29 protein-coding genes are annotated in these 25,692 nt (G+C 72.2%); 7 read left to right on the top strand and 22 right to left on the bottom strand.

What is annotated here, in order from left to right:
* Positions 1-645: 645 nt before the first annotated feature.
* Both QWY29_RS15055 and QWY29_RS15050 read right to left on the bottom strand, forming a co-directional pair.
* The gene (locus tag QWY29_RS15055; protein ID WP_300961828.1) at positions 646-1,959 is read right to left on the bottom strand and encodes an HNH endonuclease; all 1,314 of its coding nucleotides are present in this window, start codon (positions 1,957-1,959) and stop codon (positions 646-648) included.
* A 286-nt stretch (positions 1,960-2,245) separates the two neighbouring features.
* Complete coding sequence (locus tag QWY29_RS15050) at positions 2,246-3,478, bottom strand: PucR family transcriptional regulator (protein ID WP_300961827.1); 1,233 nt, start codon at positions 3,476-3,478, stop codon at positions 2,246-2,248.
* 173 nt (positions 3,479-3,651) lie between these two features.
* On the opposite strand from QWY29_RS15050, the gene QWY29_RS15045 reads away from it, so the two are divergent.
* The 5 genes from QWY29_RS15045 to QWY29_RS15025 are packed head-to-tail and all read left to right on the top strand — an operon-like array spanning position 3,652 to position 8,641.
* Complete coding sequence (locus QWY29_RS15045) at positions 3,652-4,464, top strand: ABC transporter ATP-binding protein (protein WP_300961826.1); 813 nt, start codon at positions 3,652-3,654, stop codon at positions 4,462-4,464.
* Positions 4,465-4,476: 12 nt separating this feature from the next.
* Positions 4,477-5,181: an ABC transporter ATP-binding protein gene (locus QWY29_RS15040; protein WP_300961851.1), complete on the top strand. Its 705-nt coding sequence runs from the start codon at positions 4,477-4,479 to the stop codon at positions 5,179-5,181.
* Between the two features lie 12 nt (positions 5,182-5,193).
* Positions 5,194-6,072, top strand: coding sequence for a branched-chain amino acid ABC transporter permease (locus QWY29_RS15035; protein WP_300961825.1), 879 nt, complete (start codon positions 5,194-5,196; stop codon positions 6,070-6,072).
* The gene (locus QWY29_RS15030; RefSeq protein WP_300961824.1) at positions 6,072-7,286 is read left to right on the top strand and encodes a branched-chain amino acid ABC transporter permease; all 1,215 of its coding nucleotides are present in this window, start codon (positions 6,072-6,074) and stop codon (positions 7,284-7,286) included. The genes QWY29_RS15035 and QWY29_RS15030 overlap by 1 nt, the downstream gene beginning before the upstream one ends.
* The gene (locus QWY29_RS15025; RefSeq protein WP_300961823.1) at positions 7,283-8,641 is read left to right on the top strand and encodes an ABC transporter substrate-binding protein; all 1,359 of its coding nucleotides are present in this window, start codon (positions 7,283-7,285) and stop codon (positions 8,639-8,641) included. The genes QWY29_RS15030 and QWY29_RS15025 overlap by 4 nt, the downstream gene beginning before the upstream one ends.
* An 84-nt stretch (positions 8,642-8,725) precedes the next feature.
* On the opposite strand, the gene QWY29_RS15020 is transcribed toward QWY29_RS15025, so the two are convergent.
* The 3 genes from QWY29_RS15020 to truA are packed head-to-tail and all read right to left on the bottom strand — an operon-like array spanning position 8,726 to position 11,187.
* Positions 8,726-9,724, bottom strand: a complete 999-nt coding sequence (locus QWY29_RS15020) for an exonuclease/endonuclease/phosphatase family protein (RefSeq protein ID WP_300961822.1) — start codon at positions 9,722-9,724, stop codon at positions 8,726-8,728.
* A gap of 24 nt (positions 9,725-9,748) precedes the next feature.
* Positions 9,749-10,360: a class I SAM-dependent methyltransferase gene (locus QWY29_RS15015; protein WP_300961821.1), complete on the bottom strand. Its 612-nt coding sequence runs from the start codon at positions 10,358-10,360 to the stop codon at positions 9,749-9,751.
* Positions 10,357-11,187, bottom strand: a complete 831-nt coding sequence (gene truA, locus QWY29_RS15010) for a tRNA pseudouridine(38-40) synthase TruA (protein WP_300961820.1) — start codon at positions 11,185-11,187, stop codon at positions 10,357-10,359. Before truA ends, QWY29_RS15015 begins: the two co-directional genes overlap by 4 nt.
* 65 nt (positions 11,188-11,252) lie before the next feature.
* On the opposite strand from truA, the gene QWY29_RS15005 reads away from it, so the two are divergent.
* On the top strand, positions 11,253-12,938 hold the full coding sequence (locus QWY29_RS15005) for an NAD(P)/FAD-dependent oxidoreductase (protein WP_300961819.1): 1,686 nt from the start codon (positions 11,253-11,255) through the stop codon (positions 12,936-12,938).
* On the opposite strand, the gene QWY29_RS15000 is transcribed toward QWY29_RS15005, so the two are convergent.
* Positions 12,935-13,879 (bottom strand): carbohydrate kinase family protein, encoded by a 945-nt coding sequence (locus tag QWY29_RS15000; protein ID WP_300961818.1) that lies wholly within the window; start codon positions 13,877-13,879, stop codon positions 12,935-12,937. The genes QWY29_RS15005 and QWY29_RS15000 overlap by 4 nt on opposite strands.
* A gap of 22 nt (positions 13,880-13,901) precedes the next feature.
* Between QWY29_RS15000 and QWY29_RS14995 the strand changes: the two genes are divergently transcribed.
* Positions 13,902-14,279 carry a GntR family transcriptional regulator gene (locus QWY29_RS14995; protein ID WP_300961817.1) on the top strand — a complete coding sequence of 126 codons (378 nt, stop codon included), beginning with the start codon at positions 13,902-13,904 and terminating at the stop codon, positions 14,277-14,279.
* A gap of 84 nt (positions 14,280-14,363) precedes the next feature.
* On the opposite strand, the gene rplQ is transcribed toward QWY29_RS14995, so the two are convergent.
* The 16 genes from rplQ to rplR form a co-directional block, all read right to left on the bottom strand.
* Positions 14,364-14,942 carry a 50S ribosomal protein L17 gene (rplQ, locus tag QWY29_RS14990; protein WP_300961816.1) on the bottom strand — a complete coding sequence of 193 codons (579 nt, stop codon included), beginning with the start codon at positions 14,940-14,942 and terminating at the stop codon, positions 14,364-14,366.
* 254 nt (positions 14,943-15,196) lie between these two features.
* Positions 15,197-16,213 carry a DNA-directed RNA polymerase subunit alpha gene (locus QWY29_RS14985; RefSeq protein WP_300961815.1) on the bottom strand — a complete coding sequence of 339 codons (1,017 nt, stop codon included), beginning with the start codon at positions 16,211-16,213 and terminating at the stop codon, positions 15,197-15,199.
* A 164-nt stretch (positions 16,214-16,377) separates the two neighbouring features.
* The gene (gene rpsD, locus QWY29_RS14980; RefSeq protein ID WP_186346405.1) at positions 16,378-16,986 is read right to left on the bottom strand and encodes a 30S ribosomal protein S4; all 609 of its coding nucleotides are present in this window, start codon (positions 16,984-16,986) and stop codon (positions 16,378-16,380) included.
* Positions 16,987-17,016: 30 nt separating this feature from the next.
* A complete protein-coding gene (gene rpsK / locus QWY29_RS14975; RefSeq protein WP_166195653.1) occupies positions 17,017-17,424 on the bottom strand; it encodes a 30S ribosomal protein S11 in 408 nt (135 codons plus the stop codon).
* Between the two features lie 95 nt (positions 17,425-17,519).
* Positions 17,520-17,894: a 30S ribosomal protein S13 gene (gene rpsM / locus QWY29_RS14970; RefSeq protein ID WP_154615534.1), complete on the bottom strand. Its 375-nt coding sequence runs from the start codon at positions 17,892-17,894 to the stop codon at positions 17,520-17,522.
* A gap of 178 nt (positions 17,895-18,072) precedes the next feature.
* Positions 18,073-18,186, bottom strand: a complete 114-nt coding sequence (gene rpmJ, locus QWY29_RS14965) for a 50S ribosomal protein L36 (protein ID WP_056862094.1) — start codon at positions 18,184-18,186, stop codon at positions 18,073-18,075.
* A gap of 49 nt (positions 18,187-18,235) precedes the next feature.
* On the bottom strand, positions 18,236-18,457 hold the full coding sequence (gene infA / locus QWY29_RS14960; protein WP_011757309.1) for a translation initiation factor IF-1: 222 nt from the start codon (positions 18,455-18,457) through the stop codon (positions 18,236-18,238).
* 324 nt (positions 18,458-18,781) lie between these two features.
* Positions 18,782-19,846, bottom strand: coding sequence for an LLM class flavin-dependent oxidoreductase (locus QWY29_RS14955; protein WP_300961814.1), 1,065 nt, complete (start codon positions 19,844-19,846; stop codon positions 18,782-18,784).
* Positions 19,847-19,894: 48 nt separating this feature from the next.
* Positions 19,895-20,887, bottom strand: coding sequence for a TerC family protein (locus tag QWY29_RS14950; RefSeq protein WP_300961813.1), 993 nt, complete (start codon positions 20,885-20,887; stop codon positions 19,895-19,897).
* A gap of 235 nt (positions 20,888-21,122) precedes the next feature.
* Entirely contained in the window at positions 21,123-21,941 is an 819-nt protein-coding gene (map, locus tag QWY29_RS14945; protein ID WP_439117437.1) for a type I methionyl aminopeptidase, read from the bottom strand.
* 16 nt (positions 21,942-21,957) lie between these two features.
* On the bottom strand, positions 21,958-22,533 hold the full coding sequence (locus tag QWY29_RS14940; protein WP_300961812.1) for an adenylate kinase: 576 nt from the start codon (positions 22,531-22,533) through the stop codon (positions 21,958-21,960).
* The gene (secY, locus tag QWY29_RS14935; RefSeq protein WP_300961811.1) at positions 22,530-23,825 is read right to left on the bottom strand and encodes a preprotein translocase subunit SecY; all 1,296 of its coding nucleotides are present in this window, start codon (positions 23,823-23,825) and stop codon (positions 22,530-22,532) included. Before secY ends, QWY29_RS14940 begins: the two co-directional genes overlap by 4 nt.
* Before the next feature lie 200 nt (positions 23,826-24,025).
* Entirely contained in the window at positions 24,026-24,466 is a 441-nt protein-coding gene (gene rplO / locus QWY29_RS14930) for a 50S ribosomal protein L15 (protein WP_300961810.1), read from the bottom strand.
* 1 nt (position 24,467) lies between these two features.
* Positions 24,468-24,650, bottom strand: coding sequence for a 50S ribosomal protein L30 (rpmD, locus tag QWY29_RS14925; protein WP_165228353.1), 183 nt, complete (start codon positions 24,648-24,650; stop codon positions 24,468-24,470).
* Complete coding sequence (gene rpsE, locus QWY29_RS14920) at positions 24,650-25,270, bottom strand: 30S ribosomal protein S5 (RefSeq protein WP_300961809.1); 621 nt, start codon at positions 25,268-25,270, stop codon at positions 24,650-24,652. Before rpsE ends, rpmD begins: the two co-directional genes overlap by 1 nt.
* A gap of 37 nt (positions 25,271-25,307) precedes the next feature.
* Complete coding sequence (gene rplR / locus QWY29_RS14915) at positions 25,308-25,691, bottom strand: 50S ribosomal protein L18 (protein ID WP_300961849.1); 384 nt, start codon at positions 25,689-25,691, stop codon at positions 25,308-25,310.
* Between the last annotated feature and the right edge of the window lies 1 nt (position 25,692).

Below are 25,692 nucleotides of genomic sequence, written 5' to 3'. Positions count from 1 at the left end.
CGAGAGACGCAGGGCGGCGGGGACGGTCACCGGGTCTCGTCGACGCTCGCTTGCGCTCGCTGCTCGACCAGCGGTGGCGGTCTCGTCGACGCTCGGTTTCGAGACAGGCGCCAGCGCGCCTTCCTCAACCCACCGGCCTGGCTCACTGCTCCACCAGCGGTGTCCCCCGTTGGTCGAGCAGGGAGGGCCGCAAGGCCCGACCGTTGTCGAGACCCGGCGAGAGACGCAGGGCGCCGGGGACGGTCACCGGGTCTCGTCGACGCTCGCTTGCGCTCGCTGCTCGACCAGCGGTGGCGGTCTCGTCGACGCTCGGTTTCGAGACAGGCGCCAGCGCGCCTGCCTCAACCCACCGGCCTGGCTCGCTGCTCCACCAGCGGTATCCCCCGTTGGTCGAGCAGGGAGGGCCGCAAGGCCCGACCGTTGTCGAGACCTGGCGAGGGGCGCAGGGCGCCGGGGACGGTCACCGGGTCTCGTCGGCGCTCGCTGCTCGACCAGCGGTGGTGGTCTCGTCGACGCTCGGTTTCGAGACAGGCGCAGCGCGTCTTCCTCAACCCACCGGCTGGCGCTCGCTGCTCGACAAACGGGGTCGCGGACGTGCCTGTGCCCCGCCGACCTGGTGGTTCGGCGGGGTGTGGGGCGGGGTGATCAGCCGGGACTGAGGAGCGGCGCTGGACCGGTGTCGTGGTCGAAGGTGCCGTGATGGTCGACGGTGTACGTCGTCCCGCAGGGGCTGGTCCACCGGTAGGAGCCGGGACCGGGTGAGGTCTGGTGCCAGCCGCCGTGGGTCTTGGCTCGGTGGTGCCTGCGACAGAGGGGCCCGATGTTGTCGGTCGCGGTGGGTCCGCCGCGGCTGTGGGGGATGACGTGGTCGTCGTCGACCTGGGAGTGCTGGAACGCGGGGCGGGTGCACCAGGGGAAGACGCAGTGGTGGTCACGGAGCCGGGTCTGCCGGCTGAGGCGGTCGGGGACCTCGTAGGCCTCGACGTGGATGTGTTCGGCGAGGTCGATGACCGGCTTGATGGTGATCTTGCCGGTGGGGCTGGTGGTGGCGCGGGTGCACCAGTCGGCGAGCTGGCCGGCCAGGACGAACCCGCGGGTGTTCTCCACCCGCACGACCTGGTCGACGGTGCCATCCGGGGTCTGGTGGACGTGGACGACCAGCGGCTTGGGGTCGGCGTCGAACTCCAGGACGAGCTGGCGGCGGGCCATGTCGCCGAGCGCGGTCGCCCGACGTGACCCTTCGGCTTCGAGGGAGCCGAGGGCGGCGAGGCGGTCGGCTCCCTTGGCGAGGGCGTCCTCGAGGTCGAGGGCGTCGGCGAGGTCGAGGGTGGCCCAGCAGTCGACCTGGCCGTCGAAGGAGACCTGGCGGGTCTGGATCGTGACGTGGCGGGTCTCGGTGCGCTCGAACCGGATGCGTTCGGCTTCGTCGGGGTCGAACCGCACGAGCGCTTCCTCCACGACGCGTTCGAGGGCGGCGGGGCCGATGGAGGCGGCGCAGTGGTGGACGTGGGTGTCCACGAACGCCGCGCCCTTCTCGGGGAGGTGGAGGGTGCGGCGGGCGATGGAGCGGGCCTTCCACGCCGGCAGGACCCCGCTGGTCAGGGCGGTCCAGGTCTGGGGGAGGCGGTAGCGCAGCTCGAGCGCCTCGGCCAGGTAGGCACGGCCTGCTTCGAGGGACTTGCCGAGGGCGGCGGCGAGCTCGACGACGGCGAACTCGGTGACCATCGGCGCCCCGTCACCGGCCAGCGGGACGGGCTTGTCGCCGTACCCACGCAGCGTCGACCACGCGGCTGCGTCGTCCAGCGACTCCGCCGGGTGCATCACGCACCACTGCACCGCAGCCAGGAGCACGCGGACCTCTGCGGCGTCGGCCTCGCGCTGGCTGGCCCGCGCGGCAGCGAGGACCTCGGCTGGGTCGTCCAGCGGGGTCTCGGGTGTCGCGAGGTGGGCCAGGCTCATGGCCTCATTCTACTCGAACACGTGTTCGTATGGAAGGTCGCGGCCCGCGTCTGTGGAGGGTTGGCCGGTGGGTTTCGAGACGCTTGCCAGCGCAAGCTCCTCAACCAGCCGATGGATAGCCGAGCCAGCCGAGGTGGCGGCCAGCGAGCCGGGCGCAGACCGCGACCACGCCGTACCTGACCCTCATAACTGCCTCCACCGCAACCACCGACGGCCCGCAGGCCGAAGTCCGGCTGCCAGGGGTCTCGTCGACGCTCGCAAGGGCGCTGCTCGACCAACGAGCGGCTCAGCCGGCGGAGCCGCAGGCCATGAGCGCGAGCTCGAGGAGGAGCTTGTCGCGGGGGTCGGCGAGGGAGCGGCCGGTGAGCTGCTCGATCTGCTTGAGGCGGTAGATGACGGTGTTGCGGTGGCAGTAGAGCTCCTCGGCGGCGTGGGTCGGCGAGCCGCCGTGGCGCAGGAGCGCGGCGAGGGTGTCGAGGAGTGTGCGGGCCTGGGTCTCGGGCTGGTTGAGGATGGGGCCGAGCGTGCGGGCGAGCAGGAGCGGGGCGACCTGGGGACTGCCGGCGAGCAGCACCTCGGGCAGCCGTTCGGTGACCGGCACGACGCCGCGGCCCGACCGCGGGAGCGTCTCGGCGGCGCGGCAGGCCAGCTGGAACGCCGTCGCGAAGCCCGCGAGCCCGTCGGGTGCGGCGGCCACGCCCATCCGGCCGGCGGCGTACGGCTCGAAGAGCTCGGCGATCCCCGGCTCGTCGGGCAGCGGGCCGGCGAGCAGCCCGAAGTAGATCCCGGCCCGCACGTGCCAGCGGGCGACGACGCCGAGCCGGTCGAGGCGGTCCTCGGCGGGGCCGAGGGAGTCGGGCGGGTCGTCGTAGAGCGCGACGACGCAGGCGACGGCGTCCTCGGCGCCGAGGTCGAGCACCGAGCGGGCCTCCTCGGCGAAGTCGGGGTCGGCGCCGCGGCCCTCGAGCAGCCCGTCGAGCACCGACTGCTGGCGCTGCAGGTCGTGTCGCTGCAGGCGGGCGGCCTCGCGGCGGTAGGCCTCGATGAGGACGGCGTTCTGCACGTCGAGGTTGGACCAGACCGTGCCGCCGGCCGCGAGCAGCACGCGGTCGTCGACGAGGCCCTCCGGAGCCGTGGCCGACCGCGCGATGAGCGCCTCCCACAGCACCCGGGCGCCCAGCATGTAGGCGTTGAGCACCAGCTCCAGCGGGACGCCCTGGCGCGCACGCCGGCGTCCGGTCTCGCGCCAGACGTCGATGGCGGTCGGGTTGCCCGAGGTGCGCTGGCCCGACAGCACCTCGAGGCCACGGCGGATGTGCACCCGCGTGCTCTCGCGGACGTCGACCCGCAGCTCGGGGCCGATCCGCTCGTAGATCTGCGCGTCCCGCTCGAAGAGCGCCAGCGTGATGCTGTCGGCGATCGTGTCCGACTGGTCCAGCAGCAGCGCCCACGCCCGTGCCGCGGCGTCGACGGCAGGTGCGGCCGGCGTCGCGCCGGCGGCGGGGTGGGCGGAGCGCATGAAGGCACGTTCGCACTCCGTGCACAAAGAACACCACCCCCGGCGGCGGTTCGGGGCGAGGGGACCAACCGAATCTGTGCACTGCGCCTAGTGCACATCCTGTGCGCGCGCACCAAGGTGGTCCAGGTCACACACCTCGGGGACCAGCCTCGGGGCGACCCCGGGGAGGTCCGTTGCCGCCGTCCACGAGCACCGCCGCCACGCCCGCCGCGACCGGCGGGACCGCCCTCGCGCTGCGCGGGGTCTCGGTGAGCTTCGGCGGCGTGCACGCGCTCACCGGCGTCGACCTCGCCGTCGCCCCCGGCACCGTGCACGGCGTCATCGGCCCCAACGGCGCCGGCAAGACCACGCTGTTCAACGTCGCCTGCGGCTTCGTCGTCCCCGACGAGGGCACCATCGAGCGCCGCGGCGAGCAGCTGACCCGGCTGCGGCCGCACGACCTCGCCGGCCTCGGCATGGCCCGCACGCTCCAGGGGCTCGGCCTCTTCGACCGGGTGACGGTGCTCGAGAACGTCCTCGTCGGCGCCGACCGCCACGCCCGCACCGGATTCCTCACCGCCCTGCTCGGCCTCCCCCGCGCCGCCCGCGAGGAGCGCGCCCTCCGCGACCGGGCGATGGCAGTGCTCGAACGCCTCGACGTCGCGTCGTACGCCGCCCGCTACCCCGCCAGCCTGCCGTACCCGGTCCGCAAGCGGGTCGCGCTGGCCCGCGCGCTCGCGGCCGAGCCCGACCTGCTGCTGCTCGACGAGCCGGCGAGCGGCCTGGGCGCCGACGACATGACCGAGCTGGGCGACCTGGTGCAGTCGCTGTCGCGGGACGAGGGCGTCTCGGTGCTGCTCGTCGAGCACCACATGGACCTGGTGATGCGGGTGTGCGACGAGATCACCGTGCTCGACTTCGGCCGCCGCATCGCCTCCGGCACGCCCGCCCAGGTGCGCGACGACCCGGCCGTCCTGGCGGCGTACCTCGGCGAGCAGGTGGGCTGAGGCGTGCCCGCGATGCTCACGGTCACCGACCTCACCGCCGGCTACGGGCCGGTCCGCGCGCTCGACGGCGTCTCGTTCACCGCCGAGCGCGGCCAGGTGACCGCCGTGCTCGGGGCCAACGGCGCCGGCAAGACGACCCTGCTGCGCACGATCAGCGGCCTGCACCGCGCCGAGCGGGGTTCGGTCGACCTGGACGGGGAGCGGCTCGACCGGGTCGCCGCCGACCGGATGCCGGCGCGCGGCCTCGCGCACGTCCCCGAGGGCCGCGGCGTGATCACCGAGCTCACCGTGGAGGAGAACCTCCGCCTCGGCGCGCTCGGCCGCACCGGCCGGCTCGACCCCGCCGACCTCGAGCGCGTCTACGGCCTCTTCCCCGTCCTCGCCGACCGGCGCGCGGCGACCGCGCACGTGCTCTCCGGCGGCGAGCGGCAGATGCTCGTCGTGGGCCGAGCGCTGATGGCGCGGCCGACGACGCTGCTGCTCGACGAGCCGTCGCTGGGGCTCGCGCCGCGCATCGTCGCGCAGATCTTCGAGCTGCTCCGGGGCCTGGTCGAGTCCGAGTCGCTCACCGTGCTGCTCGTCGAGCAGAACGCCCGCAGCGCGCTCTCGATCGCCCACCACGGCGTCGTGCTCAACCTCGGCCGGGTCGTCGCCGACGACGACGCCGACGCGCTCGCCGCCGACGACCAGCTCCGTCACGCCTACCTCGGATTCTGAGCGGGAGACCTCGTGCAACAGCTCCTCAACACCGCCCTCGGCGGCCTGACGCTCGGCATGGTGTACGCCGCGTTCGCGCTCGCCCTGGTCCTCATCTGGCGCTCGACGCGGGTGGTGAACTTCGCGCAGGCGCCGATGGCGATGGTGACCACGTTCATCGCGTTGGTGATCGTCGACGCCGGCCACTCCTACTGGTTGGCCTTCGCCGCGGCGCTGGCCAGCGGGCTGGTGCTGGGCGCGGTCGTCGAGCGCGTGGTGATCCGACCGGTCGAGGGCGGCCCGGAGATCAACGCGGTCATCCTGACCCTCGGCCTCTTCATCGTGCTGCACGCCCTGGCCGCGGTGGTCTTCGGCAACCGCTACCGCAGCTTCCCGGCGCCGTTCGGGGTCCGCGGCATCGAGGTCGGCGGGACGACGATCGCACTGACCGGGTTCGGCATCTTCACGATCCTCGCGGTGCTGGCGACGATGGGGCTGCTGCTCCTGCTGTTCCAGCGCACCGACATCGGGCTGCGGATGCGCGCCTCGGCGTTCAACCCCGAGGTGGCGCGCCTGCTGGGCGTCCGCGTCGGCCGGATGCTGACGCTCGGCTGGGCGCTGGCCTCGCTGGTGGGCTCGCTCGCCGGCCTGCTCATCGCCGGCGGCAGCCTGGTGCACCCCGGCTACATGGACTCCGTCGTCGTCTACGGCTTCGTCGCGGCCGTGCTCGGCGGGCTGGACAGCCCGTTCGGCGCGGTCGTCGGCGGGCTGCTGCTCGGCCTCGCGCTCTCCTTCGTCAGCGGGTACGTCGGGTCGCAGCTGGTCGCGCTCGCCGCGTTGGTGATCCTCATGCTCGTCCTGGTCCTCCGGCCGGGCGGCCTGTTCGCGCAGACCGCCGCGAGGAGGGTCTGATGGCCGCGCTGCGCACCCGGGCCGCAGGCTGGTGGTCGGGCTCGATCCTGGGCCGCCACCTGCTCGTCGCGCTCCTCGGGCTCGTGGTCGTGGTCGCCGTCTCCGAGAGCGTGAGCGACTTCCGCAACCTCCAGCTCGCCTCGATGGCCTACCTCGGCATCGCCGCCGGCGGCCTCACCGTGCTGACCGGGCTGAACGGCCAGATCTCGCTGGGCCACGGCGCGCTGATGGCGATCGGCGCCTACACCACCGCCCTGCTCCTCGACGACCGCGAGGCGAGCACCCCGCTGCCCCTCGTCGTCCTCGCCGCGGTGGTCGTCACCCTCGTCGTCGGCATCGCGGTCGGCGCGGCCGCCGCCCGGCTGCACGGGCCCTACCTCGCGGGCGCGACCCTCGCCCTGGCCGTCGCCGTCCCGGGCATCGCGCTCTACTTCAAGGAGCAGCTCGGTGGTGAGCAGGGCCTGCGCGTGGTCGTGCCGGACATCCCCACGTGGGCGCTCGACCTGGCGTACTTCGTCACCGGCCAGGACCTCACCCGCAGCCGGTACGTCGCCTACCTGGCCTGGTTCACGCTGATCGTCACCTTCGTCCTCCTCGCGAACCTCTCCCGCAGCCGGGTCGGCCGCCGCTGGCGCGCGGTCCGCGACGACGAGGTGGCCGCGGAGCTGGCCGGCGTGCGCCTGGGCCGGTCCCGGGTGTCGGCGTTCGTCGTGAGCGCGGCCGCCGCCGGCGCGGCCGGCGCGATGATGGCGGTGACCGTGCGGCTCGCCGCGCCCAGCGGCTTCACGCTCACCCTCAGCCTCACGCTGCTCAGCGCCGTGGTCCTCGGCGGGCTCGGCAGCCTCGCCGGCGCCCTCATCGGCGCCGCGCTGCTGACCTTCCTGCCCCAGGTCGTCACCGACCTCGGCGTCGACGCCGGCCTCTCCGACATCCGCGCCGCCGAGCTCGCACCCCTCGTCTACGGCGTGGTGATGGTCCTCGTCGTCCTGCTCGCCCCCGCCGGGATCGTCGGCACCGTCCGCGGCGCCGTGCTCCGCCGGCGCGGCCGCAGCGCCCCGCCCGCGGCCACCACCACCGGCGCCGCCGCCGACCCGACCACCAGCACCAGCACCAGCACCAGCACCGACGCAGGCCCAGACCCAGGAGCCAGCCCCGGCACGAGCACCGACCCGGACAGCACCGCCACCACCACCTCGAAGGGAAGCACGACATGAGACGACGGCTCCACAGGTCAGCCACCCTCGTCGCCGCCGCCACGGCCGGCGCCCTGCTGCTGGGCGCCTGCGGCGCCGGCGGCCGCGACGACGACGGAGGCGACGGTGACGGCGGCGGGGGCGACGGCGGCGGCGCCAGCGCCCCGGGCGTCACCGAGGACTCCATCAAGATCGGCGCGCACTTCCCGCTCACCGGCGTCGCGGCGCCCGGCTACAGCGAGATCCCCACCGGCGCCAAGGCGTACTTCGACTACGTCAACGCCCAGGGCGGGATCTACGGCCGCCAGATCGAGTACGTCGTCCGCGACGACGGCTACAACCCCACCAACACCAGCTCGGTGACCAACGAGCTGGTCCTGGAGGAGGAGATCTTCGCGATGGTCGGCGGCCTCGGCACGCCCACCCACAGCGCGGTCGTGGACTTCCTCAACGACGAGGGCGTCCCGGACTTCTTCGTCTCCTCCGGCTCCCTGCAGTGGGGCGACGACCCGAGCGCCTACCCCTACACGTTCGGCTGGCAGACCGACTACGAGATCGAGGGCAAGATCATCGGTCAGTACGTCGCGGAGAACATGCCCGACGCCAAGGTCGGCCTGTTCCTGCAGGACGACGACTTCGGCGACGACGCCGAGAAGGGCGTGCGCCAGTTCCTCGACGACCAGGTCGTCGCGGCCGAGCGCTACACCTCCGGCAACACCGACGTCGGCCCGCAGATCGCCAAGCTCCAGGCCTCGGGCGCGGACATGGTGCTGTCGTTCAACACCCCGTCGTACACCGCGCTCAGCCAGCTGGTCGCGCTCAAGCTCGGCTACGAGCCGCAGTGGTTCTACACCAATGTCGGCTCCGACGCCGACCTCGTCGGGTCGCTGCTCTCGCGCTTCTCCGAGGGCGCGGTCGAGGGCGGGTCCAGCTCGCTGGACGGCGTGCTCACCACCGAGTACATCCCCGGCGTCGACCAGCCCGACGACCCGTGGGTCCAGCTGTGGCAGAAGGTCTGGGACGAGCACGGCGAGAAGGGCGAGCTGACCAACTACCGGGTCTACGGCATGTCCCACGCCTACGCGTTCGTCCAGGCGCTGCAGGCCGCCGGCGAGGACCTCACCCGTGACGGCATCGTCGAGGCGATGGAGGAGATCGGCGCCGACCTCGAGGGGCCGCAGCTCGCGCCGTTCCGCTACTCCGGCGACAGCCACCTCGGCATCTCCGGCATGCGCATCGTGGAGATCAAGGACGGCGCCGGCGAGGACCTCACGCCGGTGCTCGTGACCGACATCGGCGACGCCGAGATCACCGAGGACGACTCCGGCCAGGACGGCGACGCCCCGCCGGAGAGCGGCGTGCCCGAGGCGCCCTGACCGGCGCCGTGACCGACACTGGACAGCTGAGCGCCTGACGCGCTGGAGAGACGCCCACCCGGGTCCGCCCGGGTGGGCGTCCTGTCATCGGTAGACGCGGATCCGGGCGAGCAGCGGCGCGTGGTCGGAGGCGTAGCCGCCGAGCACCCGGTGCCGGGCGATCTGGGCGGTGCCCGACCTGCTTCCAGCCGCCGCCCCTGCCGTCCGCAGGGACCGGTCGGCGACGAAGACGTAGTCGATCCACCGGGTGTTGCGGGTCGGCCGCAGGCCGTCCAGGCCGAGCAGCTGGTAGGTCGAGCTGGCGCGGCCGCGGAAGGCCCGGGTGATCCCGCCGGCGGGCCTCGCGCGGGCGTCGTCGGCGAAGTCGAAGTTGTAGTCCCCCGTGCCGAGCACGACCGAGCCGGGCGCGGTGTCCCACATCCGCGCGAGCCTGGCCAGGTGCTGCTTCGCGCGTTCGGCGTTGAGGTTGCGCTCGAAGCGCTGCCCGGTCTCGATGTGCTGGTTGACGTGGGTGTTCAGCAGGGTGACCGTGCGTCCGGTCGCGCGGTGCCGCAGCTGCGCGGTCACCACCCACCGCGCCGGGAACGGGTCGGTCGTCTCCCGCGGGAAGCCGCCCCGGTGCATCCGCCGGAACGACACGTCCAGCAGCTCGAACGTCGCCGTCCGCCACGAGACCGCCAGCGAGATCGGCCCGTCGGGGTCGGGCCAGTGCCAGGTCTCCCAGCCGCGGGCGCGGTACTGCGGGTACAGCTCGCGGAACGCCGGCGACTTCGACTCCTGCCAACCGATCAGGTCGACGTCGTCGCGCCCGGTGAGCCGGTCCCAGTCGCGCCGGGCCCGCTCGAGCGGCAGGTGCCGCAGCGCGTTGTAGGACACCACCCCGATGGTGGTCAGCACCTCCCCCGGCAGCCGCGGCGCCACCCGCGCCCGACCCTCGGCGACCGCGCGCCGCTGCCCCGGGTCGTCCGCGTCCGGATCGTCCCGGCCGTCGCGCACCACGGTCACCACCGCCACCAGGACGACCGCGACCGCGACCAGCGCGGCGAGCACGCGGAGCGAGGTGCGGAGGGAGGCGCGGAGCATGGCGAGCAGGCTACGTCCGGGCCGTCAGCCGCGCCGCGACTCCAGCACGCGGAAGCCCTTCGCCGAGGCGAGCCGCGTCGTCGGGAACCCCTGCTCCCCCAGCCACCGCTGCAGCGAGTCCGCGCCGAGGTTCTTGCCGACCACCATCACCGCGCGGCCGCCCGGCGCGAGCCGCGGGAGCCAGGTGAGCAGCAGCTCGTGGAGCGCCTGCTTGCCGATGCGGATGGGCGGGTTCGACCAGATCTCGTCGTACGCCGCGTGGGGGTCGACGGCGTCCGGGGTGGCGGCGCGGTAGCGGTCGGTGACGCCGAGGGCCGCGGCGTTCTCGTTGGCGAGGAGGACCGCGCGCTCGTTGACGTCGACGGCGGTGACCGTGGCGTCGGGTGCGCTGACCGCGACCGCGAGGCCGATGACGCCGTAGCCGCAGCCGAGGTCGAGCACGCGGCCGCCGGTCGGCGGGTCGGTCTCGCGGAAGAGCACCGACGTGCCGATGTCGACGCGGCCCTGGGCGAAGACGCCGGAGCCGCTCACGAGCGGCAGCGTCCGGCCCCACACCTCGGCGGTGATCGGTGCGCGCTTGAACGCCACCGTCGGGTCGGCGGTGAAGTAGTGGTCCTCGGCCGGTCCCTCGCTCATGCCTTCTCCCTCCGTGCCCGGGTCAGCTCGACCCGCGCGCCGAGCTCGGCGTCGGGCGGGTAGGCGACCTCCTCCAGGGTCAGCCCGTGGGCGTGCACGACCGCCACCGAGGCGTCGCGCCGCTCCGCGGCCAGCACGTCGCCGGCCCAGGAGACCGGTCGGCGGCCCTCGCCGACGGCGAGCAGGCAGCCGACCAGCGAGCGGACCATGCTGTGGCAGAACGCGTCGGCGCGCACGGTCGCCTCGACCACGCCCGACGGCAGCCGCTGCCACGACAGCTCCTGCAGCACGCGGATCGTCGTCGCGCCCTCGCGCTGCTTGCAGAAGGACGCGAAGTCGTGCTGGCCCATGAGCAGCACCGACGCCTGGTTCATCAGGTCGACGTCGAGCGGGCGCGGCCAGGCGAGCACGTGCCCGCGCACCAGCGGGTCGACCGCCTCGGGGGCGTCGGCGACGCGGTAGGCGTAGCGGCGCCACAGCGCGGAGAAGCGGGCGTCGAACCCGTCCGCGGCCTCGACCGCGCGGCGTACCCGCACGTCGGCGGGGAGGATCCCGTTGAGCCGGCGCACCAGCGCGACCAGCGGCGGGTCCGGTGAGCGGCCGGCCGAGCGGGCGAGCGCCTCGGGCTCGACGTCGAGGTGGACGACCTGCCCGCGGGCGTGGACGCCGGTGTCGGTGCGGCCCGCGCAGACCAGGTGGACCGACGGCACCCGCAGCGCCGTCGCCGCCGCGGCGGACAGCTCGCCCTGGACCGTCCGCAGCCCGGGCTGGGCCGCCCAGCCGTGGAAGCCGCCGCCGTCGTAGGCGAGGTCGATCCGGATCCGCACCCGCGCATCCTCTCAGCCCGGCCGGACCCCTCCCGCACCCGTCCTCCTGGGCCTAGCCTCGGCCCATGGACGCCCGACCCGTGATCGTCCTCGTCTCGGAGACGAGGACCACCTTCCTGCTCGACGAGTTCGGGCGCTACGCACGCGACTACGACCTGCGCGCCACGACCACCGTCGCCGACGCGGAGAAGGTCGCGCGCGACGTGCTCGCCGAGGGTGGCCGCGTCGCGCTCTTCGTCGCCGAGTCCCAGCTGCCCGACGCGGGCGTCTACGAGGCGTTCAGCCGCTGGCGCGCGGTCGTGCCCACCGCCCGGCGCATGGTCGCCGCGCACCACGAGCGCTTCCTGACCGACGCGCCGGGGCTGCGGGTCGGGCTGGCCAAGGGCAAGTACGACGCCTACCTGCTCATGCCGCGTGGCGCGCGGGACGAGGAGTTCCACGGCGTCGTGTGCGAGCTGCTCTCGGACTGGGGCGCCACCGCCGTCGAGCCGGTCGTCGAGACCGTCCGCGTGGTCGCGCCCGACGGGGACCCGCTGCTGCCGGCGCTGCGCGACTTCCTCGACCGGATGGGGCTGTCCCACCGCGTGCACCACCCCGACGGCCCGGTCGGGCAGGAGCTGCTCGCCCGCTGGGCCGGCGCGGCGACGTACCCCCTCGTCGAGCTCTTCGACCGCCCGCCGTTCGCGCCGCGCACCGTCCGCGAGGCCGCGGTCGCGATCTTCGGCCGGCCCGAGGCCGTCGACGTCGAAGAGGTGGTCGACGTCTGCATCGTCGGCGCCGGGCCGGCGGGCCTCGCCGCCGCGGTGTACGCCGCGTCCGAGGGCCTCTCGACGGTCGTCGTCGAGGCGGAGGCGGTCGGCGGGCAGGCCGGGACGAGCTCGATGATCCGCAACTACCTGGGCTTCCCGCGCGGCATCTCCGGCATGCGGCTGGCGCAGCGGGCGCGCAACCAGGCGCTGCGCTTCGGCACCCGCTTCTGCACCGGCTGGGAGGTCCTCGCGATCGACCCGGACCCCGAGGGCCACTGCGTCCGCACCGACGGCGGCGACCTGCGGGCGCGCTCGGTCGTGCTGGCCACCGGCGTGGCCTACCGCAAGCTCGGCGTCCCGGCCGTCGAGGAGCTCGTCGGGCGCGGGGTCTTCTACGGCAGCGCGATGACGGCCGCCCGGGAGCTGGAGGGCGCGGACGCGGTCGTCGTCGGCGGCGGGAACTCCGCCGGCCAGGCGGCGATCCACCTGGCGAAGTTCGCCCGCTCGGTGACGATCATGGTCCGCCGCGACTCGCTCGCGGCCACCATGTCGGACTACCTCCTCGGCGAGATCGCCTTCAACCCGCGCATCACCGTCGAGACCTGCTGCGAGATCGCCGACGGCGGCAGCGACGGCGCCGACGGTGCCGACCAGCGGCTCGCGTGGCTCGACGTGCGCGACGTCCGGGACGGGTCGGTGACCCGGCGCGAGGTCCAGGGGCTGTTCCTGCTGCTCGGCGCCGACCCGCAGTCGGACTGGCTGCCGGGCGGCCTTGCCCGCGACCCGCGGGGGTTCGTGCTGACCGGCCGCGACGTGCCCCGCGACCGCTGGGTCGGGCTGCCGCCGGAGAGCCTCGCCACGACCGTGCCCGGCGTCTTCGCCGTCGGCGACATCCGCGCGAGCTCGATGAAGCGGGTCGCGGCCGCCAGCGGCGAGGGCGCCTCCGTGGTCCCGCTGGTCCACCAGTGGCTGGCCGCGCAGGCGGCGCAGGCGGTCGGCTAGCCCTGCAGCTCGGAGCGGTACGGCGGGTCCGCGCCCGGCCGCGACACCGTCACCGCGGCCGCGCGGGCGGCGTGCTCGAGCAGCTCGGCCACCTCGTGCTCGGCGAGCCCCGCCAGCTCGTCGCGGTGCTCCGCGCCGAGCCGGCCGCGCTCCCACAGCCCGTCGACCAGGGCCGCGCCGAACGTGTCGCCGGCCCCGATCGTGTCAGCCACCTCGACCGGCAGCGAGGCCACCTCGACCACGCACCGCCGGCTCGTCCAGCTCGCGCCCTCCCCGCCGCGGGTCACGACGACGGCGGCCGGTCCGAGCGCCAGCAGGCGCGCGACCGCCGCGGGCTCGTCCAGGTCCGGCCACAGCGCGGCGAGGTCCTCGTCGCTGGCCTTGACCAGGTCGGCGAGCGCGACGACCCGCTCGACGCGGGCGACCACCTCCGCGCCGGTGCCGGTGACCGCAGGCCGCGCGTTGACGTCGTAGGTCACCGTGGCCCGGCCGCGCAGCCGCTCCAGCAGCGCCACCACGTCGTCGGCACCCGGCGGCAGGACCGCCCCGAGCGAGCAGGTGTGGACGACCAGCGGGGCCGGCTCGTCGGGGACCGGGCCGAGCTCCCAGGCCAGGTCGAAGTCGTACGTCGCGGCGCCGTCCGCCCCGATCGTCGCCCGCGCCGTCGAGGTCCGCGCGACCGTCGCGGGGTCGGTCGCGAGCGCCACCCCGGCCGTGGCGAGGTGGTCGGCCACCGTGCGGCCGCGGTCGTCGGCGGCGTACGCCGTGGCGAACCGGACGGGCCGGCCCAGCCGCGCGAGCGCGACCGCGACGTTGGCGGCGCTGCCGCCGGGGTGCTCGCGGGTCGTCCCGTCGGCGGCGTGGACCACGTCGACGAGCGACTCCCCCACGACCAGCACGTCGCGGCCGTCCTGCTGCTCCTGGGTGGGGTCCGGCTCCATGCCGCCACCCTAGGGTGGGGCCGTGCAGGTGCAGCCGCTGGATGACCAGGACCCCACGCCCCCGTTCGAGCAGCTGCGCGCCCAGGTCGCGCGACGGGCCGCCGCCGGTGAGCTGCCGGCCGGCACCCGCCTGCCGACCGTGCGGGCCACCGCGGCCGAGCTGGGGCTCGCGGTCAACACCGTCGCCAAGGCCTACCGCGCGCTCGAGGCGGACGGCGTCGTGGTCACCGAGGGCCGGCGTGGCACGTTCATCGCCTCGGACGACGCCGCCCCCGGCCGGCCGGGCGCGGGTCGCGCCGACGCCGCGCTGGACGAGGCGGCCGCGGCGTACGTCGCCGCCGCCCGACGTGCCGGGCTCACCCTCCCCGAGGCGCTGCGGCGGGTCGAGCGCGGCTGGTGAGGCCGGCGGGCTGGCCGAAATGACACCGACCCGCCCGGGTGTCCCGGGCGGGTCGGTGGGTGGTGCAGGTGCTGCGGGGCCGGATCAGGCCTTCGGCTCGTCCTCGGTGGACTCGGCCTCGGCGGCCTCGTCCGAGACGGGCTCGGTGACCTCGGTCTCCTCCTCGGCGACGACGCTCTCCTCGGGCGACGCCTCCTCGGCGAGCTCGGTCGGGCCGGCCTCGGTGGTCTCCTCGGCGGGAGCCTCCTCGACCGGAGCAGCGGCGGCGGCCGGGGCGGCCTTCGTCTTCGGGGCCGAGGGGGTGTAGGCCTCGGTCACGAGCTCGATGACGGCCATGGGGGCGTTGTCGCCCTTGCGGGGGCCGATCTTGGTGATCCGGGTGTAGCCGCCCGGACGCTCGGAGAAGGTCGGCGCGATCTCGGTGAAGAGCGTGTGGACGACACCCTTGTCACGGATGGTCTTGAGGACCTCGCGACGGTTGTGGAGGTCGCCCTTCTTCGCCTTGGTGATCAGCTTCTCCGCGTGCGGACGCAGGGCGCGGGCCTTCGCCTCGGTCGTGGTGATCCGGCCGTGCTCGAAGAGCTGGGTGGCCAGGTTCGCCAGGATGAGGCGCTGGTGGGCCGGGCCGCCGCCGAGGCGGGGACCCTTGGTGGGCTTCGGCATGTCTCTCTCGTTCCTCCCCGGCCGTACCAGGTACCGGGGTAGTAGGCCGGCGGCGGGATTCGCCCCCGGTCAGTTCAGGTGGTGCAGGTGAAGCAGTGCCGCTGAGCCGCTCCGGTCAGCCCAGGTGGCGGCCGGAAAGCCGCCAGCGAAGCTGCACCGAAGCGAACGTCAACAGCGAAAGCGCGGCAGCGTGTCGCCGGCCGCGAAGCGGCATGGAGCGAAGCTCCATAGGCGACACGCTCGCGCACATCAACTCAGTACTGCTCGTCCTCGACGAACGCGTCGTCGTCGTCGTCGCCGTAGGCGGCAAGGGCGGCGGACGGGTCGAAGCCGGGAGCGCTGTCCTTGAGGGACAGGCCCATCTCGACCAGCTTGGCCTTGACCTCGTCGATCGACTTGGCGCCGAAGTTGCGGATGTCGAGCAGGTCCTGCTCCGAGCGGCTGATGAGCTCACCCACGGTGTGGATGCCCTCGCGCTTGAGGCAGTTGTAGGACCGGACGGTCAGCTGCAGGTCCTCGACCGGGAGGGCGAGGTCGGCGGCGAGCTGCTCGTCGACCGGCGAGGGGCCGATGTCGATGCCCTCGGCCTCGACGTTGAGCTCACGGGCGAGGCCGAAGAGCTCGACGAGGGTCTTGCCGGCCGAGGCGATCGCGTCGCGGGGACGGATCGAGGGCTTGGTCTCGACGTCGATGACGAGCTTGTCGAAGTCGGTGCGCTGCTCGACTCGGGTGGCCTCGACCTTGTAGGTCACCTTCAGCACGGGGCTGTAGATCGAGTCGACCGGCATGCGGCCGATCTCGTTGTCGGCACCCTTGTTCTGCACGGCGGAGACGTAGCCGCGGCCGCGCTCGACGACGAGCTCCATCTCGAGCTTGCCGTTGTCGGACAGGGTGGCGAGCTTCAGCTCGGGGTTGTGCACCTCGACACCGGCCGGCGGAGCGATGTCCGCGGCGGTGACGTCACCGGCACCCGACTTGCGCAGGTACATGGTGACCGGCTCGTCGTGCTCGGAGGAGACGACGAGGCCCTTGAGGTTGAGGATGATCTCGGTGACGTCCTCCTTGACGCCCTCGATGGTCGAGAACTCGTGGAGGACGCTGTCGACCTTGATGCTCGTGACCGAGGCACCGGGGATCGACGACAGGAGGGTGCGGCGCAGGGAGTTGCCGAGGGTGTAGCCGAAGCCGGGCTCCAGCGGCTCGATCACGAACCGCGAGCGGAACTCGTCGACGGTCTCTTCCGACAGGGTGGGGCGCTGTGCGATCAGCACTGGTGTTTTCCTTTCCGGGCCCACCCGCTATATGACGGGCCCGAACTGCAGGTTGGCGGAAGGCGGTGGTGCTGCCCCTCCGGAGGAACCCCGGCCCCCAGACCCGGGGGTCTGGGGGCGGAGCCCCCAGTGGGGGGTCGAAGGGGGGCGAAGCCCCCCTTCTGTTACTTCTTGGAGTAGTACTCGACGATCAGCTGCTCCTGGACCGGGATGTCGATCTGGGCCCGGACCGGCAGCTGGTGGACGAGGATCCGCATGCGGTTCGGCAGCGCCTCGAGCCAGGCGGGGACGACGCGCTCGCCGTGGGTCTCGCGAGCCACGATGAACGGGGTCATCTCCAGGGACTTCTCGCGGACGTCGATGACGTCGTGCGCGGAGACCTGGTAGGAGGGGATGTCGACCTTCTTGCCGTTGACCTTGAAGTGGCCGTGCACGACGAGCTGGCGGGCGTGGCGGCGGGTCCGGGCGAAGCCGGCGCGGTACACCACGTTGTCGAGGCGGCACTCCAGCAGCTGGAGCAGGTTGTCACCGGTCTTGCCGGCGCGACGCGAGGCCTCGGTGTAGTAGTTGGCGAACTGCTTCTCCATCACGCCGTACGTGAAGCGGGCCTTCTGCTTCTCGTGCAGCTGGAGGCGGTACTCGCTCTCCTTGATGCGCGCGCGGCCGTGCTGGCCGGGGGGGTAGGGACGACGCTCGAACGCGCCGTCACCGCCGACGAGGTCGACGCCGAGACGGCGCGACTTCCGGGTCATGGGGCCGGTGTAACGGGCCATTTCTCAAAGTCTCCTGTTCTCAGCGGGCGATCAGACGCGGCGGCGCTTGGGCGGGCGGCAGCCGTTGTGCGGAGCGGGCGTGACGTCCTGGATGGTGCCGACCTCGAGGCCGATCGCACCCAGCGAACGGATCGCCGTCTCTCGGCCCGAGCCCGGGCCCTTCACGAAGACGTCGATCTTCTTCATGCCGTGCTCCATCGCCCGACGACCGGCGGCCTCAGCGGCCATCTGCGCGGCGAACGGGGTGGACTTGCGCGAGCCCTTGAAGCCGACGGTGCCGGCCGAGGCCCACGAGATCACCGCGCCGGTGGGGTCGGTGATGGTGACGATCGTGTTGTTGAACGTGCTCTTGATGTGGGCTTCGCCCTGGGCGACGTTCTTCTTCTCCTTGCGGCGCACCTTCTTGGCGCCGGCCGCGGTGCGGCTCTTGGGAGGCATGCAGTATCTCCTGAGTTAGCTGGTCTGTGAGGGGGAAGGCAGCGAGTGCCGCAGGTCGAGGCGGTCGCGGTGCGACCGGGTCGGGACCTGTCGGGTCACTTGGCCTTCTTCTTGCCGGCAACCGTGCGCTTCGGCCCCTTGCGGGTGCGAGCGTTGGTCTTGGTGCGCTGACCGCGGACCGGGAGGCCCATGCGGTGGCGGCGACCCTGGTAGCTGCCGATCTCGATCTTGCGACGGATGTCTGCCTGGACCTCGCGACGGAGGTCACCCTCGATCTTGAAGTTCGACTCGATCTCGTCGCGGAGCTTGACCAGCTCCTCGTCCCCCAGCTCGTGGACGCGCGTGTTCGGGTTGACCCCGGTGGCCGCGAGCAGCTGCTGGGAGCGGGTACGGCCGATGCCGTAGATGTAGGTGAGTGCGATCTCGATGCGCTTGTCGCGCGGGAGGTCCACACCAACGAGGCGTGCCATGTGGCGTTCCTTTGCAGTTCCGCAGAGGTGTCGGTCGTGTCGCGCCCTGGTCCGTCGTGGACCAGGCTCCGGCCTCTGCACCGGAGGTGGGTGACCCGTCTGCTGACGGGCGAGCGATCACGTTGTGGTGTTCAGTTGTGCGCGGCCACGAGGGCCGGGCAGCGGGTGAGCGGTTCGCTCAGCCCTGGCGCTGCTTGTGACGCGGGTTCTCGCAGATGACCATGACGCGGCCGTGGCGACGGATCACCTGGCACTTGTCGCAGATCTTCTTGACGCTGGGGTTGACCTTCACGGGGAGGTCCCTTCGGTTCGGCTGGCTGACGGCGGGCCCGCGGGCTCGCTCACTTGTAGCGGTAGACGATGCGACCCCGCGTGAGGTCGTACGGCGAGAGCTCCACCACGACCCGGTCCTCGGGGAGGATCCGGATGTAGTGCTGACGCATCTTGCCGCTGATGTGGGCGAGAACCTTGTGGCCGTTGCTCAGCTCGACGCGGAACATGGCGTTGGGCAGGGCCTCCACGACGGTGCCCTCGATCTCGATCACGCCTTCTTTCTTCGGCATGTCCTCCACAATCTGTTGTTCGGTCGGTCGTCCACCGGTGTCGTGCTCCGCCGGCGGCGCGGACCGCCTGCGGGTGGCCCGGGAACCTCCGGCTCGCCGTCTCCAGCGGGCCGGTGGACCTCGTGCGGCCGCTCGGTGGACCTCATCCCGGACGCACGGACGATCGCTCCGGGGAGCGGGACGTCACGTGTGCTCGGGCAGCCGCGAGGCGCCACGAAGCAGACCCACGTTGGGCCGACGTTGCAGTCTATGCCCACCCGGTCCCATAACACGAATCCGTACCGGGTGCCGGGTGGTCCCCCCGGCGTGCCGCGTCGGGCACGGTCAGCCGGCGAGCAGCTCGAGCGTGCGCTCGCGCGCCGGGCTCGCGTCCGGGTCGGTGCCGACGTACGCCGCCGCGACCGGCGAGACCATCACCTCGTCGACGTCGTACGTCGCCGCGAGCTCGGCCAGGCGCGCCCGGGACTCCGCGGGCCCGCCGATGATCCACGTGGCGGCCATCTTCTCGACCAGCTCGCGGTGCGCGGGCGGCATCTCGGCCTGGACCTTCTCGGCCTCCTCGACGAGCCGACCTGGGCCGAGCGGCTGGCCGGTGCGCAGCTCGAGCATCATCTGCAGCTGGGGCAGCGCGAGCCGGCGTGCCTCCTCGGCGTCGTCGGCCACGACGGCGTTGACGGTGAGGAAGGTGCGCGGCTCGGCCATGTCGGGCCCGAGGTCGGGCGACGCGCGGAACGTGCTGCGGTAGAGCTCGAGCGCCTCGGCGGTGCCCTGCCCGGAGAAGTGGTGGGCGAAGACGTAGGGCAGGCCCTTCTCCGCGGCGAGCCGGGCGGAGTAGTCCGAGGACCCGAGCAGCCAGGGCGTGGGCAGCGAGCTCGCCGCCGGGGTCGCCTTGAGCGCGTGGGTGCGGCCCTGCACCGAGATGCCGACGCCGGCGGTGTCCATCATCGCCAGCACGTTGTCGACGTACTCCGGGAACCGGCTGACCGCCTCGTCGCTCACGCCGCCGGCGCCGTGGCGCAGCGCCCAGCTGGTCACCGGGTCGGTGCCGGGTGCGCGGCCGATGCCGAGGTCGATGCGGCCGGGGAAGGCCGCCTCGAGCAGCGCGAACTGCTCCGCGACCACGAGCGGCGCGTGGTTGGGCAGCATCACGCCGCCCGACCCGACGCGGATCCGCTCGGTGGCGGCGGCCAGCATGCCGATGAGCACCGGCGGGTTGGTCGCGGCGACGGCGGCCATGTTGTGGTGCTCGGCGACCCAGTAGCGGCGGTACCCGAGCCGGTCGGCCGTGCGGGCCAGCGCCGTCGAGGCCCGCAGAGCGTCGGTGGTCGTCTGGTCCCCGCGGACGGGGACGAGGTCCAGCACGGACAGGGCGGGGCTGTGGTCGGTCATCCCCGGAGGAACATCCGCACAGCCCCGCCCTATTCCGGACGCGGCCGGTCAGTCGGCCGGCTTGGGCGCCGGCGGGTTGGAGTCGGTCATCTCGGCCCGCTCGTCGCGGCGGGTCTTGGCCAGGCTCAGCCAGGCGGTCAGGCCCAGCGTCACGATGATGACGCCGAGGCTGGCGAGGGTCGGCACCTCGAAGCCGATCACGCCGCCCTCGTGCATGGCGTGGATGATCAGCTTCACGCCGATCCAGGCCAGGATGAACGCCAGGCCCAGCGAGAGGTACACCAGCCGCTGGAGCAGGCCGCCGAGCAGGAAGTACAGCTGGCGCAGGCCCATCAGCGCGAAGACGTTGGCCGTGAAGACGAGGTACGGCTCCTGGGTGATGCCGAAGATCGCCGGGATCGAGTCGAGCGCGAACATGATGTCGGTGGCACCGAGCGCCAGGATGACGATCAGCATCGGGGAGACGACGCGCGCGCCGTTCTCCTTCCACCACAGCGTGAGGCCGCGGTACTCCTCGCCCACGTTGAGCCGGCGCTGGGCGAACATCACCAGGCGGTTCTCCTCGGGGTGCTCCTCCTCGCCGCCGCGGTAGCTGCGGACCAGGCTGACGGCGGTGTAGAGCAGGAAGACGCCGAAGATGTAGAAGACCCAGGAGAAGTTCTCCACCAGCTGGTAGCCGACCGCGATGAAGATCGCGCGGAAGATCAGCGCCAGGATGATGCCCACCATCAGGGCTTCCTGCTGGTACTTGCGCGGCACGGCGAGCGCCGACATCAGCACGATGAAGACGAACAGGTTGTCGACGGACAGCGAGTACTCCACCAGCCAGCCGGTGTAGAACTCGATGCCGAAGTCGTGGCCGTGGAACAGCCAGACCCAGGCGCCGAAGATCACGGCTGCGCCGACGTAGACGCTCAGGTAGACCGTGCACTCGCGCAGTGACGGCTCGTGCGGTCGTCGGGCGATGACGACGACGTCGAAGAGCAGCACGGCGACGGTGACAGCGATCGTGATGCCCCACTCGAGGGCGGAGACTTCCACAGGGTTCCTCCTGGTCAGGCGGACGACGGAACGTCAGAGGTCTCTCCCGCCGCGGCGCGACCCACGGCCCCGGACCGGTACATGGCTACCGGACGTGCTGACGAGACCGCGGCGAAGGAATACTCCCCCCTGCCCGCACATCCTCGCACGGGCACGGGGTCCCGTTACCCATCCGCGCTCCGGGCGACCCACGGCGGACGTCGGCAGTGGGTCAGGGGCTGGGTCGGGCGCTCGGTCAGCGGCCGCCGAAGGGGACGCCGAGCGCGGTCAGCGCGGCCTCTCCCCCGTCGAGCGCGGTCAGCACCCAGGCGCCGCGCTCGGTCAGCGTGAACGTGTGCTCGAAGTGCGCGGCGTGGCTGCCGTCGTCGGTGACGACCGTCCAGTCGTCCTCGAGGGTGGAGACGTCCTTGCCACCGAGGGTCACCATCGGCTCGACCGCGAGCGCGAGCCCGCGCACGAGCTTGGGTCCGCGCCCGGGACGCCCGTAGTTCGGCACGTCCGGCGGCTGGTGCATGGCCGAACCGATGCCGTGACCCGTGTAGTCCTCGAGGATCCCGTAGGCGCCCTGCGCGCGGACGTGCCGCTCGACGGCGGCGGAGATGTCGGTGACCCGGCCGCCGAGGCGCGCGGCGGCGATCCCGCGCCACATCGACTCCTCGGTGACCCGCATCAGCTCGGTGACCTCGTCGGGCACCTGCCCGACGGCGACGGTGATCGCCGCGTCGCCGTGCCAACCGTCGACGATCGCGCCGCAGTCGATGGAGACGACGTCGCCCTCGGCGAGGACCCGGTCCCCCGGGATCCCGTGGACGACCTCGTCGTTGACCGAGGCGCAGATCGACCCGGGGAAACCGTGGTAGCCGAGGAAGGACGGCGTCGCGCCGGAGGAGCGGATGTTGTCCTCGGCGATCGCGTCGAGCTCACGCGTGGAGACGCCGGCGCGGACGTGCCCGCGCAGCAGCTCGAGGGTCTCCCCCACCACGAGCCCGGCGCGACGCATCGTCGCGATCTGCTTGGGTGACTTGATCTCGACGCCCCGGTCACGCAGCCCCATCAGCTGGTCGGGCCCGTCAGGACTGCTGGACGTCGTCGAGGGCGGCGAAGATGCGCGAGGTGACCTCGTCGACCTCGCCCATGCCGTCGACCTCGATGAGGATCCCGCGGCCGCGGTAGACCTCGATGAGCGGCTCGGTCTGCTCGGCGTAGACCTCCTGCCGGCGACGGATGACGTCCTCGGTGTCGTCGGCCCGGCCCTCGACCTGCGCGCGCTGGAGCAGGCGCTGGACGATCTCGTCGGCGTCGACGGTGAGGCAGACGACCGCGTCGAGCGAGTGACCGGTGAAGCCGATCATCCCGTCGAGCTCCTCGACCTGGGCGAGGGTGCGCGGGTAGCCGTCGAGGAGGAAGCCGGGCTTGGCGTCGTCCTCGTCGATCCGGTTGCGCACCATCTTGTTGGTGACCTCGTCGGGGACGTACTCCCCCGCGTCCATGAAGCGCTTGGCCTCGACGCCGAGCTCGGTGCCCTCGGAGACGTTCGCGCGGAAGATGTCGCCGGTCGAGATGGCCGGGATGCCGAAGTGCTCGGCGACGAACTTCGCCTGGGTGCCTTTGCCAGCGCCCGGGGGACCCATCAAGATCAACCTCAACGGAGGAACCCTTCGTAGTTGCGCTGCTGCAGCTGGCTCTCGATCTGCTTCACCGTGTCCAGGGCGACGCCGACCATGATGAGGATCGACGTGCCGCCGAAGGGGAAGTTCTGGTTCGCGTTGATGAGCACCAGGGCGATCAGCGGGATCAGTGCGACCAGGCCGAGGTAGATCGACCCGGGGAACGTGATGCGGGACAGGACGTAGGACAGGTAGTCCTCGGTCGGCTTGCCCGCCCGGATCCCGGGGATGAAGCCGCCGTACTTCTTCATGTTGTCGGCCACCTCGTTGGGGTTGAAGGTGATCGACACGTAGAAGTAGGTGAAGAAGACGATGAGCAGGAAGAAGACCGCCATGTAGAGCGGGTTGTCACCGCTCACGAAGTACTTGTTGATCCACCGGATGACCGACGAGTCCGCGTTCTGGTTGAACTGGACCGCCATGGCCGGCAGGTAGAGCAGCGAGGAGGCGAAGATGACCGGGATGATGCCGGCCTGGTTGACCTTCAGCGGGATGTAGGTCGAGCTCCCGCCGAACATCTTGCGGCCGACCATCCGGCGTGCGTACTGCACGGGGATCCGCCGCTGTGCCTGCTCGATGAAGATGACCGCGGCCACGATGACCAGACCGACGACCATCACGATGCCGAAGGTCCACCAGCCCTGCTGCTTCTGGACGTCCCACATCGAGGCCGGGAAGGTCGCGACGACCTGCGTGAAGATCAGGATCGACATGCCGTTGCCGACGCCGCGCTCGGTGATGAGCTCGCCGAGCCACATGATCACGGCCGTGCCGGCGGTCATGGTGACGACGAGGACCAGGAAGGTGCCCGTGCCGTCGCTGTGCAGCAGCTGCTCGGTGCAGCCCTGCAGCAGGTTGCCCGAGCGGGCGAGCGCGACGATGCCGGTGGCCTGGAGGACCGCGAGGCCCAGCGTCAGGTACCGGGTGTACTGGGTGATCTTGGTCTGGCCCGCCTGGCCCTCCTTCTTCAGCGCCTCGAGCCGTGGGATGACCACGACGAGCAGCTGCAGGATGATGCTGGCGGTGATGTAGGGCATGATCCCCAGCGCGAAGATCGTCAGCTGGAGGAGCGCCCCGCCCGAGAACAGGTTGATCAGGTTGTAGACGCTGTTGTCCTCGACCTGCTCGATGCAGGACTGGACGTTGGCGACGTTGACCCCCGGGGCGGGGATCTGCGACCCGAGCCTGAAGATCGCCACGATCATCAGGACGAAGAGCAGCTTGCGCCGCAGGTCCGGAGTCCGGAATGCGTTCACGAACGCGCTGAGCACGAAGTTCCTCTTTTCCCTGCTGGAGCCGCCTCCCGGCGGCCGGCGAGCCCCGGAAGCCTAACAGGCAGGTGACGCCGACACGGTCCCGGCCGGGGTGCACGGGACGTGGTGGTGGAGCGGGTGGTGCTGGTGAAGCGCGAGAGGGGCGCGGTGCGCATGCTGAGCTCAGCAGTCGCGCCGCGCCCCTCCCGGGACAACGATCACAGGACGGTGGTGGTGCCGCCTGCAGCCTCGATCTTCTGCTTGGCCGAGGCCGAGAACGCGTTCGCGCTCACGTCGACCTTGACCGAGATGTCGCCCTGGCCGAGGACCTTGACCGGGTGGCCGTCGCGCACCGCGCCACGGGCCACGAGGGTCTCGACGGTGACCTGGCCACCCTCGGGGAAGAGCTCGTTCAGGCGGTCGAGGTTGACGACCTGGAACTCCACCTTGAAGGGGTTCTTGAAGCCCTTGAGCTTCGGCAGCCGCATGTGCAGCGGCATCTGGCCACCCTCGAAGGCCGAGGGGACCTGGTAGCGAGCCTTGGTGCCCTTGGTACCGCGGCCCGCGGTCTTGCCCTTGGAGCCCTCACCGCGACCCACGCGGGTCTTGGCGGTCTTGGCGCCCGGGGCGGGACGCAGGTGGTGCAGCTTGAGCGTCATGTCAGTCGACCTCCTCGACCGTCACCAGGTGACGGACGGTGTGGACCATGCCCCGGATCTCCGGGCGGTCCTCCTTGACGACCACGTCACCGATGCGCTTGAGACCGAGCGTGCGCAGGGTCTCGCGCTGGTTGGCCTTGCAGCCGATCGTGGACTTCTTCTGCTGGACCTTGAGCTGTGCCATCAGGAGGAGACCTCCTCGGACACGCCGGCCGGGACCTCGGTGCGGGCCCGCAGGAGCGCCGCCGGGGCGACGTCCTCGACCCGGAGGCCACGACGAGCCGCGACGGCCTCGGGCTGCTCGAGCATCTTCAGGGCCTCCACCGTCGCGTGGACGATGTTGATCTGGTTCGACGACCCGAGCGACTTGCTCAGGATGTCGTGGATGCCGGCGGCCTCGAGGACGGCACGCACCGGGCCACCGGCGATGACGCCGGTACCAGGCGCGGCCGGACGCAGCATGACCACGCCGGCAGCCTTCTCGCCCTGGACGGGGTGCGGGATCGTGCCCTGGATGCGGGGGACGCGGAAGAAGTTCTTCTTCGCCTCCTCGACACCCTTGGCGATCGCCGCGGGCACCTCCTTGGCCTTTCCGTAGCCGACACCGACCAGACCCTCGCCGTCACCGACGATGACCAGGGCGGTGAAGCTGAAGCGACGACCACCCTTCACGACCTTGGCGACACGGTTGATCGCAACGACGCGCTCGATGTAGGCGGTCTTGTCAGCAGCCTGGCCACCGCGACGGTCGTCGCGGTTGCCTCGGCGCTCGCCACCGCGCTGACTGCGCTGGGCTCCGCTCATGAGACTGTTCCTCTTCTCTCTCTTGCAGCTCTTGCGATCAGAAGGTCAGGCCGCCCTCGCGGGCGCCGTCGGCCAGGGCCGCGACGCGACCGTGGTACTTGTTCCCGGCGCGGTCGAAGACGACGCCGTCGATCCCGGCCGCCTTGGCCCGCTCGGCGACGAGCTCGCCGACGCGCTTGGCCTTGGCGGTCTTGTCACCGTCGAACCCGCGCAGGTCCGTCTCCATGGAGGAGGCGTACGCGAGGGTGCGGCCGACGTTGTCGTCCACGACCTGCACGGTGATGTGCTTCGAGGACCGGGTGACCACGAGGCGGGGACGCTCGGCGGAGCCGGCGACCTTCTTGCGGCCACGGGCCTGGCGACGCAGGCGCGACTTGACCCGGGCAGCGGTGTGCTTGTTGTTCTTGAGCGAGATGGCCATG

Source organism: Nocardioides abyssi (genome assembly GCF_030412915.1).
Taxonomy (GTDB): Bacteria; Actinomycetota; Actinomycetes; order Propionibacteriales; family Nocardioidaceae; genus Nocardioides; species Nocardioides abyssi.
The sequence above is the reverse complement of the archived record's forward strand: the minus strand, read 5'-3'. Positions and strand labels throughout refer to the sequence as shown.

Excerpts from the sequence above, each read along its gene's own strand:
- QWY29_RS15055 (WP_300961828.1), bottom strand. The coding sequence starts at position 1,959 with ATGAGCCTGGCCCACCTCGCGACACCCGAGACCCCGCTGGACGACCCA.
- rpsM (WP_154615534.1), bottom strand. The coding sequence starts at position 17,894 with ATGGCACGCCTCGTTGGTGTGGACCTCCCGCGCGACAAGCGCATCGAG.
- QWY29_RS15030 (WP_300961824.1), top strand. The coding sequence starts at position 6,072 with ATGGCCGCGCTGCGCACCCGGGCCGCAGGCTGGTGGTCGGGCTCGATC.
- rpsE (WP_300961809.1), bottom strand. The coding sequence starts at position 25,270 with ATGAGCGGAGCCCAGCGCAGTCAGCGCGGTGGCGAGCGCCGAGGCAAC.
- rplR (WP_300961849.1), bottom strand. The coding sequence starts at position 25,691 with ATGGCCATCTCGCTCAAGAACAACAAGCACACCGCTGCCCGGGTCAAG.
- QWY29_RS15020 (WP_300961822.1), bottom strand. The coding sequence starts at position 9,724 with ATGCTCCGCGCCTCCCTCCGCACCTCGCTCCGCGTGCTCGCCGCGCTG.
- rpsK (WP_166195653.1), bottom strand. The coding sequence starts at position 17,424 with ATGCCTCCCAAGAGCCGCACCGCGGCCGGCGCCAAGAAGGTGCGCCGC.
- QWY29_RS15000 (WP_300961818.1), bottom strand. The coding sequence starts at position 13,879 with ATGGAGCCGGACCCCACCCAGGAGCAGCAGGACGGCCGCGACGTGCTG.
- QWY29_RS15025 (WP_300961823.1), top strand. The coding sequence starts at position 7,283 with ATGAGACGACGGCTCCACAGGTCAGCCACCCTCGTCGCCGCCGCCACG.
- QWY29_RS15005 (WP_300961819.1), top strand. The coding sequence starts at position 11,253 with ATGGACGCCCGACCCGTGATCGTCCTCGTCTCGGAGACGAGGACCACC.
- map (WP_439117437.1), bottom strand. The coding sequence starts at position 21,941 with ATGGGGCTGCGTGACCGGGGCGTCGAGATCAAGTCACCCAAGCAGATC.
- QWY29_RS14955 (WP_300961814.1), bottom strand. The coding sequence starts at position 19,846 with ATGACCGACCACAGCCCCGCCCTGTCCGTGCTGGACCTCGTCCCCGTC.
- QWY29_RS15050 (WP_300961827.1), bottom strand. The coding sequence starts at position 3,478 with ATGCGCTCCGCCCACCCCGCCGCCGGCGCGACGCCGGCCGCACCTGCC.
- rpsD (WP_186346405.1), bottom strand. The coding sequence starts at position 16,986 with ATGGCCCGTTACACCGGCCCCATGACCCGGAAGTCGCGCCGTCTCGGC.
- QWY29_RS15015 (WP_300961821.1), bottom strand. The coding sequence starts at position 10,360 with ATGAGCGAGGGACCGGCCGAGGACCACTACTTCACCGCCGACCCGACG.
- rplQ (WP_300961816.1), bottom strand. The coding sequence starts at position 14,942 with ATGCCGAAGCCCACCAAGGGTCCCCGCCTCGGCGGCGGCCCGGCCCAC.
- rpmD (WP_165228353.1), bottom strand. The coding sequence starts at position 24,650 with ATGGCACAGCTCAAGGTCCAGCAGAAGAAGTCCACGATCGGCTGCAAG.
- infA (WP_011757309.1), bottom strand. The coding sequence starts at position 18,457 with ATGCCGAAGAAAGAAGGCGTGATCGAGATCGAGGGCACCGTCGTGGAG.
- rplO (WP_300961810.1), bottom strand. The coding sequence starts at position 24,466 with ATGACGCTCAAGCTGCACCACCTGCGTCCCGCCCCGGGCGCCAAGACC.
- QWY29_RS15040 (WP_300961851.1), top strand. The coding sequence starts at position 4,477 with ATGCTCACGGTCACCGACCTCACCGCCGGCTACGGGCCGGTCCGCGCG.